Here is a 15424-nt window from a genome sequence, read left to right on the forward strand (position 1 = left end):
TAAGCTCGAAACCAGAAACGTGAAATAGACCTGATGCGATTCGCCATTCACGCTGAATGCATGACGCTCACAGGATTGTTCGTCCCCCTGGTCACCCCCTTCACCGCGACCGGTGAAGTGGCCGCGGGCGCTCTGGAAACCCTGGCCCACGAGGTGCTCGAGGCCGGTGCGCGCGGCATCGTCGCACTCGGCACCACGGCCGAACCGGCCACCCTCACCGGCGCCGAACGCCGCCTGGTCCTGGATATCTGCGGCGCGGTGTGCCGGGAACGGCAGGCGCCCTTGATCGTCGCCGCGGGTTCGAACGTGACCGCCGATTCGGTGCGCTCGCTCGCCGCCTTCGACGATCGCGTCACGGCCGCGCTGACCGTCGTGCCCTACTACAACCGCCCGTCCGAAGACGGTGTCGTCGAACACTTCCGGCGCCTGGCCGCCGTCAGCCCGGTGCCGCTGCTGGTCTATCACGTCCCCTACCGCACCGGCCGCCCGCTCAGCGCCGAAACCCTGTGCCGCCTGGCGGAATTGCCGAACATCGCCGGATTCAAATACGCCGCGGGCGGAATCGACGATTCCACCATCGCCTTCCTGAGCCGGGTCTCCGCCGATATCGCCGTCCTCGCGGGCGACGACCTGCACGCCGCGCCCCTGCTCGCGCTCGGCGCCACCGGAGCCATTCTGGCCTGCGCGAATGTCGCCCCGGCCGGCTACGCCGAACTCGTCGCCAGCTGGCGGACCGGCCCGCTCGACCGCGCCCGAATCATCGGCAACCGCCTCGCCCCGCTCGCCGCGGCTTTGTTCGCCGAGCCCAATCCCACTGTCCTGAAAGGAGTGCTCGCCGCCCAGGGTCGCATCCCCACCGCCGATGTGCGGCTGCCCCTGCTCCCCGCGCACGAGACCACGGTCACGGCCGCGCTGCGCGCCCTCGACGGCGTCTACGCCGAACAGCGCTGACAGCCGGTCCCGGCCGCCTACACTGCCGCTCAGTAATGGCCCCCGGACCGGGTGTGATCCGGGTCGCCGGGCCACGGATGGCAGGATCGATAGTGTGAACAGCCCGGAACCGCAGGTGGAGACCCTCGTCGATCTGGACGCCATTGCCCACAACGTCCGCATCCTGACCCGGCATGCCGGGGAGGCCGCGGTCATGGTGGTGGTGAAGGCGGACGGGTACAACCACGGGGCCGTCGAGGTCGCACAGGCGGCGCTGGCGGCGGGGGCGCGCGAGATCGGGGTGACCACGGTCGCCGAGGCGGTCGTCTTGCGCGAAGCGGGCATCACCGCGCCGATTCTGTGCTGGCTCAACACTTCCGATGTCGACTACACGAAGGCCATCGAGAACGATATCGAGATCGCGGTGTCGTCGGTGGCGCATCTGGAAGCCGTGGCCGCCGCGGCGCGCGCGGCCGGGCGCACCGCGATCGTGACGCTGAAGGTGGACACCGGGCTGAACCGCAATGGCGCCTCGCCGACGGAATACCCGCAGGTCCTGGAACTGCTGAAGCAGCTCGTCGCGGCGGGAACCGTGCGTTTCCGGGCGATCTTCTCCCATCTCGCGCTGGCCGACGAGCCGCAGCATCCGGCCAATGACATGCAGCGCGCCCGGTTCCTCGAATACATCGCCACCGCGAAGGAATACGGCCTGGAGCCGGAGCTGGTGCACCTGGCCAATTCGGCGGCCACGCTGACCCGCCCGGACCTGGCCTTCGACATGGTGCGTCCGGGCATCGCCGTCTACGGCCTGTCTCCGGTGCCGGAGATCTCCGACTTCGGGCTGCGCCCGGCCATGACCTTCCGGGCCCGCGTCGTGCTGGTGAAGCGGGTCGCGGCCGGTGAGGGCGTGTCCTACGGCCATGAATGGATCGCGGACCGCGACACCACGGTCGCCCTGGTTCCGGCCGGCTACGCCGACGGCGTGCTGCGCCCGCTGGGCGGCCGCATCGATGTCGCGCTGCGCGGCAAGCGGTATCCGACCGTGGGCCGGGTGTGCATGGATCAGCTGGTGGTGAATCTCGGCGCGAACGCGGACGACATTCGTGAGGGTGATCACGCGGTCCTGTTCGGCGGCAATGACGGCGACCCGCATCCGCAGGAGTGGGCGGATCTGCTCGGCACCATTCACTACGAGGTGGTGTGCTCCCCGCACGGCCGGACGGTGCGCACCCATATCGGCGGCGCCGCATGATCACCGACAGCCGCGGCCACCGGATGCTCCCCACCGTCGAGGACACCGAGCGGCTCGGACAGGAGCTGGCCGCCCAGTTGCAGGCCGGTGACCTCGTCATCCTCGACGGCCCGCTGGGTGCGGGCAAGACCGCGCTCACCCGGGGCATCGCCGCCGGTCTCGGCGTCCAAGGCCGGGTCAGCTCACCGACTTTCATCATCGCCCGCCAGCATCGCGCCGGCGCCGAACCGGGTTCCATCGGCCTGGTGCACGTGGACGCCTACCGCCTCGGCGGCGATCTCGACGAGCTGGACGCCCTGGACCTGGACACCGATCTCGACGACGCCGTGGTGGTCGTCGAATGGGGCCTCGGCGTCGTCGAGCATCTGGCCGACCGGCATCTGCGCGTCCTGCTGCGCCGCGAACCCGACTCGGATGTGCGCACCGCCGAATGGGAGTGGGTTTCGGCCAACTAGCAGGTCGGGAGTGGGACGCACGGACCGAGTGGCCGCTATCACCCGGTATTGTTGACGCAATCATGCTTGTACTGGCTGTCGACACCTCGACTCCGGCCGTGACGGCGGGACTGGTGGAACTGGAACCGGCGGACGCCGAGACAACCGCACCTCGAATCACCACGATCGCCGCGAAGGTGACCGTGGACGCCCGCGCGCACAACGAGGTGCTGACTCCGCAGATCCTGGCCTGCCTCGCCGAATCCGGCCGGTCCCGTGCCGATATCGCCGCGGTCGTGGCCGGTGTCGGGCCCGGCCCGTTCACCGGTCTGCGCGTCGGCATGGCCACCGCGGCTGCCTTCGGCGATGCGCTGGGCGTGCCGGTTTACGGCGTGTGCAGCCTCGACGCCATTGCCGCCGATACCGAGAGCTACCTGCGCGATCAGACCGAGCCGGTCGAGCTGCTGGTGGTCACCGACGCCCGCCGCCGCGAGGTGTACTGGGCCCGCTACCGCGCTGTATCCGATGCGGCGCTCGCCGGGCACGAGGCTCGCGCCGTGGGCCGCGTGCAGGGCCCCGAGGTCGGCAAGCCCGCCGATCTGGATCCGGGCGCCGCGACCGTCATCGCCGGTTCGGCCTCCCATGTCGACGACTTCGACCTGCCGGTGCTGCCGGTGGAGACCCCGTCCCCGGCCGGTCTGGTGCGTTGCGCCGCCGCCGATGTGCTGGCGGGCGTCACCCCCGAGCCGCTGGTTCCGCTCTATCTGCGCCGCCCGGATGCGGTGGAGCGCAGCTATGCGCAGGTGGGCCGATGACCATCCGCATCGAAGCGATGCGGCCGTCGGATGCCGTCCGTTGCGCCGAGCTGGAGCAGGTGCTGTTCCCGGAAGACGATCCGTGGCACGAGGTCTCGTTCCTGTCGGAGCTGGCCGGATCGCACAATCGCTACATCACCGCCCGCGATGACGACGACCGCATGGTCGGTTACGCCGGTATCGCGCTGCTGGGCAGCCTCGCGCATCCGGAAGCCGAAATCCACACCATCGGCGTGGATCCGGAGCTGCATCGCGCCGGCATCGGCACCCTGCTGCTGGAGGCGCTGCTGGCCGAGGCCGGTCGCCGCGGCGGGCCGGTCTTCCTCGAGGTGCGCACCGACAACACGCCCGCCATCGCCCTGTACGAGAAGCACGGCTTCCACATCATCGGCTTGCGCAAGAACTACTACCAGCCCAGCGGCGCCGACGCGTACACCATGCGCCGCCCCGAGTTGACCGGTTTCCCGCAGGACGCGGGGTTCGTGCAGGAAACCGGAACCGCGAACGAGGTCTTGTCATGATCGTCATGGGTATCGAAAGCTCCTGCGACGAAACCGGAGTCGGCATCGTCCGGCTGCTCCCGGACGGCAGCTGCGAACTGCTCGCCGACGAGGTGGCCTCCAGCGTCGACCAGCACGCCCGCTTCGGCGGCGTGGTCCCCGAGATCGCTTCGCGCGCGCACCTGGAAGCCATCGTCCCCGCCATGCGGCGCGCGCTGGCCGCGGCGGATATCGACAAGCCCGATGCGCTGGCCGTCACCATCGGCCCGGGCCTGGCCGGAGCCCTGCTGGTGGGCGTCGCGGCCGCGAAAGCCTATGCCGCGGCGTGGGATATCCCCTTCTACGCGCTCAACCACCTCGGCGGCCATGTCGCCGTGGACACCCTCGAGCACGGTCCGATGCCGGCCGCGGTGGCCCTGCTGGTCTCCGGCGGCCACACCCATCTGCTGCACGTCACCGATCTGGGCCGGCCCATCGTCGAACTCGGCAGCACCGTGGACGATGCCGCGGGTGAGGCCTTCGACAAGGTCGCCCGGCTGCTCGGCCTCGGCTATCCGGGCGGTCCGGTGCTGGATTCCATTGCCGCCGAAGGCGATCCGCACGCCATCGCCTTCCCGCGCGGCATGACCGGACCCCGGGATCCGCGCTACGACTTCTCCTTCTCGGGTCTGAAGACCGCGGTGGCGCGTTATGTCGAAGCGGCGCAACGCGACAACCGTGAACTCCCCATCCCCGATATCGCCGCCTCCTTCCAGGAAGCCGTGGCGGATGTGCTCACCATGAAGGCCATTCGCGCCGCCGAGGACGTCGGCGTGGACACGCTGGTCCTGGGCGGCGGCGCCACCGCCAACTCCCGCATCCGCTCGCTCGCCGAAGAGCGCTGCACCGCGGCCGGTTTGACGTTGCGCGTCCCCAAGCCCCGCCTGTGCACCGACAATGGCGTCATGATCGCCACCCTCGGCGCGCACGTGATCGCCGGTGGCGCACAGCCTTCCGAGCTCACCGTGGCCACCGATCCGGGCCTGGCCGTCTCGACCAGCCAGCTCTGAGCCGAAATCCGGGTGCGGGTCACAACTCTCGTGACTCTCAGGGGCTTCGCCCCCGAACCTCTCGAGAAGAGCGGGCCTTGGTTTCCCGAGAGTGGGTGCGAGCTCCGAACTCCGCAGAGGCGACCCCGCGCTTTCGTCATTCCGGAGCGGGCTGAAGCATGCCGGGGGCGACTTGTAGGCTTCTCCGTCGCGCTCAGTCGGTCGGGCGGACCAACGTCGTCAGCCCGGCGCCCGAGGAGCCGGAGTTCGTGCGCGGCAGCGTGGGGGCGTTCGGGGTCGAACTCGGCGCCTTGGTGTCCGGGTCGGCCGGATCCGCATTCGGTGCGAGGGTGCTCGGCGGCAGGGTGGTGCCGAGCAAGGGCCCGAGAAGCCTGGGTAGGTCCGCGGGGAACGGGATCTGGGGTAGGCCCGGATCCGGGCGCAGCGGCGGCTGATTGGCCGTCGTGGTGGGCGGGGTGCTGCCGCCGGACGAGTTGGGCTGGCCCGTGGTGGTGGGCGCCGGTGCGGTGGCGCCGCCGTTCTGGTTGGCGGGCGTGCTGGAACCGGGTGTGGGCCCGGTGCCCGGGACCGTGGTGGGGACGACCGGCTGCGAATTGCCCGTCGTGGTGGGGGAGTAGTTGGTGTCGCGCGGTTCGGGCACCAGTTCCTTGACGCCGTAGCCGACGATCAGGCCGACCACCACGATCGCGCCCGCGAGGGTGCCGGCCAGCTTGGTGAAGGTGCCGACGGGCGCGTCCGAGCCCAGGCTGATCACCGGGAAGGCGGCCGTGGAGGTCGCCGAATCCGCGACCAGGGCGGCGCCTTTCGCAATGGCGGCCTCGGGTTCGGGCACGGTGAAGACCGGCACGTCGAGCTGGTGCTCCAGATTCGCGATGACGGCCGGGCTGTTGGCGCCGCCGCCGATGACCGCGACCGCCTCGGGGAACTTGGGCGCCCGGGCGAACACGCCGCGCGCGAACACCGCCAGCTCGCGCAGCAGATCGGCGATCAGCTCCTCGAAATCCACCCGTGTCAGCTTCAGCGGCTGCCCGGCCACATGGTCGATGGTCACCGCCGGTGCGATGGACAGATGCTCCTTGGCCGCCCGGCTGCGATTGAGCAGCATGCCGCGATTGGGGCGGGTGCCGCGCCGGGCCAGGTGGCAGTCCAGCAGGTGCTGCAGGATGAGCTCGTCGACGGCATTGCCGCTGATGGCCGTGGTGCGCTCGGAGCGGAGCACGGTGTCGTCGGCGTGGTCGGCCACCGTGACGGTGGTGCCGGTGGCGCCCAGGTCGATGATGGCGACCGTCTGGTAGCGGTCCAGCAGGCCGGTGTCGCGCAGGAAGGCCAGGGCCGCCGTGGCTTCCGGAATGAGCCGCACATCGCGGCGCTGCCGGCCGATGGCGGAGCGGATGATCTGCGCCTGCTCACGGTCGCGGTAGGCGACCGCGATATCGCCGGGCGGGGCGGGGTCGGAATCGCCGTTGCCGTTCGCCGAGACGGCCGGGTGGGCCCCGACGGGGTGCACGATGTCGCGGGGGATCTGGGTGGTCATCAACTCGATGGAGGACGCCACGAGATCGCCGAGGTCGGAGTGGGCCGTATCCGCGGTGACGACGCGGTAGTCGAAGTTCTGGGCGCCATTGGGCGCGGTGGCGACCGTCGCCGAGCACACCACCTCGCTCCCGGCGGAGATGCCGAGGGATGTTCGCATGTTCACCTCCCTTCGAGCGGATGGCCCTGCTGTAACCGACCATCTCGAACGGACTGCGGGATCGCCGTGTGGTGGACGAACGGTCCCGAGCTACGGATCCGGCCGGGCCCTCGTCCGATGGGGCGTCGGGACCAGCCAACGATCACTTGCGGTATTGCTCTCGTCTCAGCGCTGTGCGGCAAGCCGCGCAGTGGGGTGAAGCACTCTGTAACTTTCGGCGGCTCGCGTGACCGGCTTGATGTCGTCCTGCCATGCGGCCGTCGTCAATGGTGTCACAATCCGTTATCCGAACGTTACAGATTTTCTTTTTTCTTTGGAAGCCCTCAGATTCCCCGGCCGTTCCCTCGGCGAGTCGCGCTGCCTGGACGTATGCCCGAAAACCGGGGTCGGCGTAGCAGACCCTCCCCTTGAGCGCTGGCACTCCCCTGTATAGAGTGCTAGTTGGCACTGATTGTTGTGCTCAGGTGCCAGCTATGACTACTGAGCAGGGGTCCCGGCACCCGCGACGACGGGGCTATGCGCAGGGTCAGCAACATGACCGAAACCGTGAGCCCGGGGAACAGCCCCGGGCGCGAAGATCCCCTGAAAGTGGAGGGCTCAACGTGGCGAGCGTGAACATCAAGCCGCTCGAGGACAAGATCCTCGTCCAGGCCAACGAGGCCGAGACGACGACCGCCTCCGGCCTGGTCATCCCCGACACGGCGAAGGAGAAGCCCCAGGAGGGCACCGTCATCGCCGTCGGCCCCGGCCGCTGGGACGATGAGGGCGAGAAGCGGATTCCGCTGGACGTCAAGGAAGGCGACGTCGTCATCTACAGCAAGTACGGCGGCACCGAGATCAAGTACAACGGCGAGGAGTACCTGATCCTGTCGGCTCGCGACCTGCTGGCCGTCGTCACCAAGTAAGGGAAATCTCAACTCTCCGGGGCCTCTCAGGGGGCTTCGCCCCCCGAACCCCCGATTACCGGGGCGTTGGGAGCGTGGCCCTGCGGGGCCCGGCGTGATGAACCCCGGATGCTTTCCGCCCCGGCGTCGCTACTGGTGACCCGGGGCGGACTGCGTTCTCTTCCAACTCATTCGGGGGTTCGGGGGTGAAACCCCCGAATCACTTCCCACCCACAGGAGTAGGCAACCAATGGCAAAGCAGATCGAGTTCGACGAGAAGGCTCGCCGGGCTATGGAACGCGGCGTCGACAAGCTGGCCGACGCCGTGAAGGTCACCCTGGGCCCGCGCGGCCGGCACGTGGTGCTGGCCAAGGCCTTCGGCGGCCCGACCGTCACCAACGACGGCGTGACCATCGCCCGCGATATCGATCTCGAGGACCCGTTCGAGAACCTGGGCGCACAGCTCGTCAAGAGCGTCGCCACCAAGACCAACGACGTCGCGGGCGACGGCACCACCACCGCCACCGTGCTGGCGCAGGCGCTCATCAAGGGCGGCCTGAAGAACATCGCCGCGGGCGCGAACCCGATGACCCTGGGCAAGGGCATGGACGCCGCCGCCAAGGCCGTCACCGACGCGCTGCTCGCCGCCGCCACCCCGGTCAACGGCGAGAAGGCCATCGCGCAGGTCGCCACCGTGTCCTCGCGCGACGAGGAGATCGGCGATCTGGTCGGCAAGGCGCTCACCACCGTCGGCAAGGACGGCGTGGTCACCATCGAGGAGTCCTCCTCGCTGCAGACCGAGCTGGCCATCACCGAGGGCGTGCAGTTCGACAAGGGCTACCTGTCGCCGTACTTCGTCACCGATCCGGAGACCCAGCAGGCCGTGCTGGAGGACGCCTGGATCCTGCTGAACCGCGAGAAGATCAGCTCGCTGCCGGATCTGCTGCCGCTGCTGGAGAAGATCGCCGAGTCCGGCAAGCCGGTCCTGATCATCGCCGAGGACATCGAGGGCGAGGCGCTGTCCACCCTGGTGGTCAACGCGATTCGCAAGACCCTCAAGGCCGTCGCCGTGAAGGCGCCGTTCTTCGGTGACCGCCGCAAGGCGTTCCTGGACGATCTGGCCATCGTCACCGGCGGCACCGTGGTGAACCCGGATCTGGGCATCACCCTGCGCGAGGCCGGCGTCGAGGTGCTGGGCAAGGCCCGCCGCGTGGTGGTCACCAAGGACGAGACCACCATCGTCGAGGGCGCCGGCACCCAGGACGCCGTGGACGCGCGGGTCGCCCAGCTGCGCAAGGAGATCGAGAACACCGACTCCGACTGGGACCGCGAGAAGCTGGAGGAGCGACTGGCCAAGCTGGCCGGCGGCGTCGCCGTCATCAAGGTCGGCGCGGCCACCGAGACCGAGCTCAAGGAGCGCAAGTACCGCGTCGAGGACGCGGTGAGCTCCGCCAAGGCCGCGGTCGCCGAGGGCATCGTCCCCGGCGGCGGCACCGCCCTGGTGCAGGCCGCCGCCAAGCTGGTCGAGCTGCGCGAGTCGCTCTCCGGCGACGAGGCGGTCGGCGTGGAGGTCGTGCGCCAGGCCCTGCTGGCCCCGCTGTACTGGATCGCCACCAATGCCGGTCACGACGGCGCCGTGGTGGTCGCCAAGGTCACCGAGGGCAAGGAGGGCTTCAATGCCGCCACCCTGACCTACGGCGACCTCGTCACCGAGGGTGTCATCGACCCGGTCAAGGTGACCCGCAGCGCGGTCGAGAACGCCATCTCCGTGGCCCGCATGGTGCTCACCACCGAGAGCGCCATCGTGGACAAGCCGGCCGAGGAGCCGGAGGCCGCGGGGCATCACGGGCACGCGCACTGACGCATTGCGGGTCTCGCGCACTGACGCATTGCGGTCTCACGCACTGACGCGTTCACGCCAATGGCGTTGATGCGCTGAGCGAATGACAAGGCCCCCGGACACATTTGGTGTCCGGGGGCCTTGCCGTTGTCGGGAGTGTTGCGGCGTGTCGTCAGCCGCCGTAGTGAAAGTCGTTGGGTACTCGGACGATTGCCGCAATTGGCGCGAAACCAACTGGGCGGGCGCCCGGAATCGTGGAGCTGCGAAAAGGCCCCTCAGTCGTGGCGGACCGGGTGGCTGGTGCGGCCGTTTCCGGGATGCAGGGCGGGACGGTGGATCGGGGTTGCCGGCGCCGAGTCGGTGGCAATGGCGGCGAGAAGGCGCTCGCGTAAGGCGGGCGGTGGCTCGGTGGCCACCACGCTCGCCGCCGCCGCGAGGGCTTCTCGGGTTTGCTGCACTTCCTGGGTGAAGTCCGCGCGCAGTACCGGATCGTCGGTATCCAGTAGTTCCCGCACTGCGCGCTGATCCTCGTCGCCGATCGATCCGAGCGCGACAGTGTGCGCGAGATCGATCTGGCTTTCGTTCATCTCACGTCACTCCCAAACTTTTCTTGAGTCGTGTCAGTCCATCCCGTATACGGGACTTAACGGTAGGTAACCCTACGCCCAGATATGCCGCTACCTCGGCATATGTCCGTCCGCCGAAATAGGCGAGGGAGATGGCCTCCCGCTGCGTCTCCGTGAGTGTCGCCAGGCCCGCCAGCACCGCCTGCTGTTCCAGCCGCCGTCCGACTTCTTCGGTGACCTCATCGAATTCGTTACCGAGGGTGCTGGTTCCGTAGGCGACTTCGCGCAGGGCGTGCGCCTGCTCGGCTCGCACGCGGTCGACCGCACGTCTATGGGCAAGCGTCATCAACCAGGTCACCGCCGATCCCTTGGCGGGATCGAAATTGGCGGCGGTGCGCCAGATCTGGAGGTAGACCTCCTGTGTGGTCTCCTCCGCGTAGCCGGGATCGTGTAGCACGCGTAGGACCAAGCCGAAGACCCGCGCGCTGGTGCGGTCGTACAGCTCGGCGAAGGCCTGCTGATCCGACTGCCCGCAGCGTTCGAGAAGTGCGGCGAGTTCGAGACTTTCGGCTGCGCGAGCCGTCACCGCAGAGTCAGGTGAACCCACCTGCCCGTCCCTCGAACTCTGGAACGAGTCGCCCTCTGCGGCCGGCGGCCGCGTTGTCACAACGCTCCGTTCTGTGTCATCGGCCACGAGGGTAGCCTGCCGCTATTACCTCCTTTCGGGTGGGGGTATCGGCAAAGCGATTGTCGCGCAGTGGATTTCCGATTTGTACGGACTCGGAGTTTTGCGCCCTTTTGGGGACACGCCGAGACACGCCGGGTCTTGCGAGCGTTGCTGTGCCGCACTCCGCAACCGTGAGAGTGCCGCAATCGACCCCCGCCGGAGCAGTGGCCGGTTGTTTGCTAGGCATTCGGCGCGCCGCGCCGCGCGGATGGGAAAAATCTTGCGCTCGCACCGCTGTGGTCTGCGCTGATGGTCCTCGTGCGCCTCGTCCGCACCGTTGGTGCGCACCCGTCACAGGCGCTCCGGATCAGGCGACCACGCGGCGGCGATTGCGGCGGGCGTGCATCTCGCGCTCGGTCTCCGACATACCGCCCCAAATTCCGTAGGGCTCACTCACCTTCAGGGCGTGCGAACGGCACTGCAGCAGTACCGGGCACTGCCGGCAGATCTCCTTGGCGCGCATCTCGCGCTGGGAGCGGGCGCGGCCGCGCTCGCCGTCCGGGTGGAAGAAGACCGACGAGTCCTGACCGCGGCAGGACCCGCGCATCTGCCAATCCCAGACATCGGCGTTCGGACCAGGGAGGTGGGTCGGCATGGGCATGGTGAACTCCTCATGGTGCGAGCTCGTCGGCATTGTCGAGCGGTGCTGGTGGCAAACAGTGGGCCGCATCGCCGGTGCGTGGCGATCGCACTTCGCCGGCTCCGCAATTTCGAGCGGCGCCGATGACGGCGATGTCGTACGTTAGGTCGGACAACGAAATCGAGTCAATAGCTTCGTTCGTACGGATTCAAATTCCAGCGCATTTGAGAATTTACATCCTCTCTATTTACAAGATGGCCCGCGTCTGGGGATACTGATCGGTTGCCCAGTCGACGGAGGAGGCTCTGATAGCCCATCCGACTTGTCAAAACGGCTGGTAGTCGCCGCTTTTCAGTCGCGAATGCGAGCAATCCAAGCTATGCACGAGTAGCGATACGAGTGATCTCGAGCAATGCGGTAGGGTCGGTGGCCACGGTCGAGATGGCCTACTCGAGGCGCTCAGGTTAATAGCGCGAAACGCCATACGAATTCCTAACGCACGTGCTAAGGGGTAGCGAGGACAGATTTACGGAGTGGAAACACAAATAAGACCGTGAATGCTGAAAGGTAGCTGTACTTCTGTGCTATGGCGGATGCCGCCGGCCCGCGCCGGGCTGGTTACAGTGCGGCGGTGCCTGTGCTCGAAGTGAACTCCGTGCTCGCCGATACCGCCTTCGGCCCCACCCCGGGCCGCGCTGCCATCGGGTTGCCGAGCGCCGCCGGCGCCACCGAATCCTGGCTGCGGGCCGTCGCCCTCGGCGGAGTCGGGCACTATGCCGCCGCGCGGGCCGAGCTCACCCGCACCCAGCGCCGCACCACCGATCCGATCCTGCGCTCGCTCGCGCACAGCACCGCCGGATCGCTGCTGCGGCAGCTGGGCTGGCACGCCCGCGCCGCCGTCGCGGACGGCCGCGCCGCCGCCCTCGTGGTGCCCGCCGCCGCGACCGCCTCCCGCCCGTTGACCGATCCCGTCGCCGAGGCCGCGCGCGTCGAAGCGATTTGCGATGCGTTGACCGGCCTCGCCGCCGATGCGCTCGGCACCGAGCGCCCGGAACTTGCCGCCCGGCTGCTCGGCCGTTGCGGCGCCCTCCTGGATTCCTCGGCAATCGGTGTCGAGGGCGCTTGGCGGCAGCGCATCCGGCTGCACTGGGTGGCTGCCGAGACGGCGCTGGCGGCCCCGGGCGCCGGTTTGATCTCCCCGCCCGGACCGGACGGCTCGATTCCGGGGCGCTCCGCGGCCGCGCACACTCCCGGCGATCCCGCGCTCGCGCATGCCGAGGCGGCGCTGGCGCTGGCCGAGGCGGGGCCTTCGATCCGCCATCGAGTTAAATCTCAGCTACTGGTCGCCGCCGCCTGCGCGGCCGCCGGAGACCTCGATCGCTCCCGCGCCCTGGCCGGAAAAACCGCCACGGAATGCCGGGATTTCGAGCTGCTTCCCCTGCGCTGGGCGTGTGCGATGTTGCGTTCCGGCGTGGACCCGGCCGGGGGACACGCCGCCGAGGCCGCCGCGTGCGCGGATTTGCTGGCGGCCCGGGGCGGGCGATTCCGTTCGGCGGCCTAGCTTCTCGCGTCCTCTCTGAGTCCCCCCGTAACAGCTGGCGTGGATGCGACAGCCGCTATTGTTGGGACCGTTCCGCCCCTCCGCGGAAGCACGCGCCCTCTCGCCGCCGTGCCACTCGTAACGCCAGGAACAGCTCTGACGATGAACAACACGGGTGAGGAGTTGGACCCAGCCGTCGTCGCTGCCGCAGCGCAGGGCGACCGGTCTGCTCTCTCCCAGGTACTGGAGAGCATCCGCCCCCTTGTGGTGCGGTATTGCCGTGCGCGCATCGGATCGGCCGAGCGGGGTCAGCTCTCCGCGGACGACGTCGCGCAGGAGGTATGTCTGGCCGTCATGACAGCCCTCCCCCGATACCAGGACCAGGGCCGACCGTTCATGGCGTTCGTGTACGGCATCGCTTCCCACAAAGTCGCCGACGCTCATCGCAACGCCGCCCGTAACAAAGCGGATGCGATGGCCGAAGTACCGGACGTCATATCCACCGACCAGGGGCCGGAACAGCGGGCTCTCGAAAGCGAAACCAGTCGCCAGATGAACAGTCTGCTGGCGACCTTGCCGGAGAAGCATCGAGAGATCCTCATCCTGCGCTTGGTCATGGGTTTGTCAGCCGAAGAAACCGCAGTCGCCGTGGGCAGTACGGCGGGTGCTATACGAGTCGCCCAGCACCGGGCACTCGCGAAACTCAAGTCTCAAGTGGCGAGGGCAGGTGAAATGTATGGCTAGGGATGGCGAGCGCGGTCGGGGCGACTGGAAGCGGCTTGGATCGCAGAACAGCGGTCCCTACGCCGAGGCGTCCGGTGACACCGGGCCGGTGGACATTGCGGCGGTGCGTCGTGATGACGCGCTGATCGATGCCATAGCCGGCGACGGCCCCGTGCAGACGGGGACCGCCGAGGAATACCAGCTCGCGGCTCTGCTCGCGGACTGGCGTGCGGAGATCTTGGCCGAGCCGATGCCGGCCGGCCCGGACCTGGACACCATCGTCGCAGCGGTCAATCAAGAAGTAGGAATGCGGCAGGCGCGGATCAGCGCCCGGAGCAGCGGGCGACTACGGCTGGTGCGCCCTCTGCTCGGCGCGGCGGCGACGCTGGCTCTCGCCATAGGTGGCTTGACCGCCTTCTCCTACGGCGCCGAACCCGGTGACGCGCTGTGGAACCTCAAGGAGGTCGTGTTCAGCGAGCAGGCCCAGGCCACGGTGGTGCAGCGGGCCGACGCCGATATGGCGCAGGCGCAGCAGCTCATCCAGCAGGGCAAGCCGGAACAGGCCGCGCAGGTGCTGGAAAACGCCTCGGCGAATGCCAGCCAGGTCAATGACGCCGGTAAGAAGGACGATCTGCTGGAGCGCTGGCAGCAACTGGTGACGCAGCTGCAGCAGGTCGCGCCGGAGGTGGCCGCCACGCTGGTGCCGAGCACCACGGACAAGCCGGTGACGACGCAGCCGCAGGTGACCACCAAGCCGGATGTCACCACCGGCCCGACGACGGATCCGAACACCGGCGGCGGCAGCGGCGACACGACCACGGTCGATCCGCGGATCCTGCAGTCGCAGGAGCCGACCGAGGATCCGGCCACCGGTCCGACGACGGGGCCGAGCGTTCCGACGCAGCCGACGACCGAACCGGGTGTGGAGCCGTCCACGGCGCCGACCAATGGCGGTGGGGTCACGACCACCACGGCGGCACTGCCGCAGCCGGGCAACCCCGGCGGCACAGTGCCCCCGGGTGGCGGTCAGATCACCGAGCCCACCTTCGATCCGACGGCGCCGGTGGTGCCGACGCAGAACACGGTGCCCACTGGCGGCGCGGTGGTGCCGACCCTGCCGATCCCCGGAGGTACGCGGTGAGCGCACACCCGGTGGTGAGCGAGCAGCTACACGCGTGAATCGATAGCCGGCCCCTGGTCGGCTTTTTCGATGGGCTGCCGGTTTCCTGGATGGGCTGTCGGCTTCTGAGCGGACAAAGGGCCTGCGTTCCTCAGGGACGCAGGCCCTGTTCGTATGAGCGCCGTCTGTGCCGGACGGCGCGCGGCCGCGAACCCGCGGGCCGGCTTCGGGTACCGCTGCGAATCAGACGTCGAATCCGTCGAATCCGTCGCCGTGCAGCGCCTCGTTCATCGACGCGTCGGCGTAGCCGCGGCAGTAGTCCCAAGTGACGTACGCCTCGGGGGTCGGATCGTAGGCGGGTTCGTGCGGGCGCACCGTGCCGTCCACCAATAGCTGGAGGAGGTTGGCGCGCAACATATCCCAATCGTGGTAGTGATCCTGCCGGCAGTCCTCGCAGCTGACCACGAGACCGCGGATACCGCGGTGGGCCAGCAGTGCCTCGTACACCGCGAGGTCGGCGAGATCCTCCTCGACCGCTAGGCGCTCATGAGGATCCAGCGGTTCCCCCGGCTCGATGGCATCGAGCGCGGCCGACGGGTCGGAGGGGTCTCCGGCGAATGGATCCGGCGGCAAGCCAGGTGGTAGATGGTCACGCACAGTCCCACGGTACGCAGAAAGAGGGGTTCTGCGCCAGCGCTGATAGGTATTTGCCCCTACTTCGCTGTGTCGATTTCGAGTTCGGGGCGGTCCGGCCGGTGACCGGGGACACTC

General features: G+C 68.7%; 16 protein-coding genes. 11 read left to right on the plus strand and 5 right to left on the minus strand.

Features of this window, described 5'->3' with window-relative positions:
* Positions 1–60 precede the first annotated feature (60 nt).
* The 6 genes from dapA to tsaD all read left to right on the plus strand — a co-directional run bounded on the left by dapA (position 61) and on the right by tsaD (position 4980).
* Positions 61–951, plus strand: a complete 891-nt coding sequence (gene dapA, locus ACYQ5L_RS05620) for a 4-hydroxy-tetrahydrodipicolinate synthase (protein WP_459955999.1) — start codon at positions 61–63, stop codon at positions 949–951.
* A 94-nt stretch (positions 952–1045) separates the two neighbouring features.
* Positions 1046–2182 (plus strand): alanine racemase, encoded by a 1137-nt coding sequence (alr, locus tag ACYQ5L_RS05625; RefSeq protein WP_459956001.1) that lies wholly within the window; start codon positions 1046–1048, stop codon positions 2180–2182.
* Positions 2179–2637 carry a tRNA (adenosine(37)-N6)-threonylcarbamoyltransferase complex ATPase subunit type 1 TsaE gene (gene tsaE / locus ACYQ5L_RS05630; RefSeq protein WP_459956003.1) on the plus strand — a complete coding sequence of 153 codons (459 nt, stop codon included), beginning with the start codon at positions 2179–2181 and terminating at the stop codon, positions 2635–2637. Before alr ends, tsaE begins: the two co-directional genes overlap by 4 nt.
* Before the next feature lie 62 nt (positions 2638–2699).
* Positions 2700–3431 (plus strand): tRNA (adenosine(37)-N6)-threonylcarbamoyltransferase complex dimerization subunit type 1 TsaB, encoded by a 732-nt coding sequence (tsaB, locus tag ACYQ5L_RS05635; protein ID WP_459956005.1) that lies wholly within the window; start codon positions 2700–2702, stop codon positions 3429–3431.
* The gene (gene rimI, locus ACYQ5L_RS05640; RefSeq protein WP_459956006.1) at positions 3428–3952 is read left to right on the plus strand and encodes a ribosomal protein S18-alanine N-acetyltransferase; all 525 of its coding nucleotides are present in this window, start codon (positions 3428–3430) and stop codon (positions 3950–3952) included. The genes tsaB and rimI overlap by 4 nt, the downstream gene beginning before the upstream one ends.
* Complete coding sequence (gene tsaD, locus ACYQ5L_RS05645; RefSeq protein WP_459956007.1) at positions 3949–4980, plus strand: tRNA (adenosine(37)-N6)-threonylcarbamoyltransferase complex transferase subunit TsaD; 1032 nt, start codon at positions 3949–3951, stop codon at positions 4978–4980. Before rimI ends, tsaD begins: the two co-directional genes overlap by 4 nt.
* Before the next feature lie 193 nt (positions 4981–5173).
* On the opposite strand, the gene ACYQ5L_RS05650 is transcribed toward tsaD, so the two are convergent.
* The gene (locus ACYQ5L_RS05650; RefSeq protein ID WP_459956009.1) at positions 5174–6673 is read right to left on the minus strand and encodes a DUF7159 family protein; all 1500 of its coding nucleotides are present in this window, start codon (positions 6671–6673) and stop codon (positions 5174–5176) included.
* A 602-nt stretch (positions 6674–7275) separates the two neighbouring features.
* On the opposite strand from ACYQ5L_RS05650, the gene groES reads away from it, so the two are divergent.
* Together groES and groL are read left to right on the plus strand one after the other, a co-directional pair.
* Complete coding sequence (groES, locus tag ACYQ5L_RS05655; RefSeq protein WP_029923772.1) at positions 7276–7578, plus strand: co-chaperone GroES; 303 nt, start codon at positions 7276–7278, stop codon at positions 7576–7578.
* A gap of 229 nt (positions 7579–7807) precedes the next feature.
* Entirely contained in the window at positions 7808–9418 is a 1611-nt protein-coding gene (gene groL, locus ACYQ5L_RS05660) for a chaperonin GroEL (protein ID WP_459956010.1), read from the plus strand.
* A 254-nt stretch (positions 9419–9672) separates the two neighbouring features.
* Here the strand turns inward: groL and ACYQ5L_RS05665 are convergent, their stop codons facing one another.
* From ACYQ5L_RS05665 to ACYQ5L_RS05675, 3 genes are all read right to left on the minus strand, one after another.
* Entirely contained in the window at positions 9673–9984 is a 312-nt protein-coding gene (locus ACYQ5L_RS05665; protein WP_459956012.1) for an RskA family anti-sigma factor, read from the minus strand.
* Position 9985: 1 nt separating this feature from the next.
* Entirely contained in the window at positions 9986–10570 is a 585-nt protein-coding gene (locus tag ACYQ5L_RS05670; RefSeq protein WP_459956013.1) for a sigma-70 family RNA polymerase sigma factor, read from the minus strand.
* 427 nt (positions 10571–10997) lie between these two features.
* Positions 10998–11291, minus strand: a complete 294-nt coding sequence (locus ACYQ5L_RS05675) for a WhiB family transcriptional regulator (protein ID WP_067544211.1) — start codon at positions 11289–11291, stop codon at positions 10998–11000.
* A 610-nt stretch (positions 11292–11901) separates the two neighbouring features.
* Here ACYQ5L_RS05675 and ACYQ5L_RS05680 point away from each other — a divergent pair.
* The 3 genes from ACYQ5L_RS05680 to ACYQ5L_RS05690 all read left to right on the plus strand — a co-directional run bounded on the left by ACYQ5L_RS05680 (position 11902) and on the right by ACYQ5L_RS05690 (position 14674).
* Positions 11902–12831: a hypothetical protein gene (locus tag ACYQ5L_RS05680; protein ID WP_459956016.1), complete on the plus strand. Its 930-nt coding sequence runs from the start codon at positions 11902–11904 to the stop codon at positions 12829–12831.
* 141 nt (positions 12832–12972) lie between these two features.
* Positions 12973–13554, plus strand: a complete 582-nt coding sequence (locus ACYQ5L_RS05685; protein ID WP_067543959.1) for a sigma-70 family RNA polymerase sigma factor — start codon at positions 12973–12975, stop codon at positions 13552–13554.
* Complete coding sequence (locus tag ACYQ5L_RS05690; protein WP_459956018.1) at positions 13547–14674, plus strand: anti-sigma-D factor RsdA; 1128 nt, start codon at positions 13547–13549, stop codon at positions 14672–14674. The genes ACYQ5L_RS05685 and ACYQ5L_RS05690 overlap by 8 nt, the downstream gene beginning before the upstream one ends.
* Before the next feature lie 222 nt (positions 14675–14896).
* Here ACYQ5L_RS05690 and ACYQ5L_RS05695 read toward each other — a convergent pair whose 3' ends face one another.
* Positions 14897–15310 carry a DUF5319 domain-containing protein gene (locus tag ACYQ5L_RS05695; RefSeq protein WP_029923780.1) on the minus strand — a complete coding sequence of 138 codons (414 nt, stop codon included), beginning with the start codon at positions 15308–15310 and terminating at the stop codon, positions 14897–14899.
* Positions 15311–15424: the final 114 nt, after the last annotated feature.

The organism is Nocardia sp. IFM 10818 (assembly GCF_054655275.1).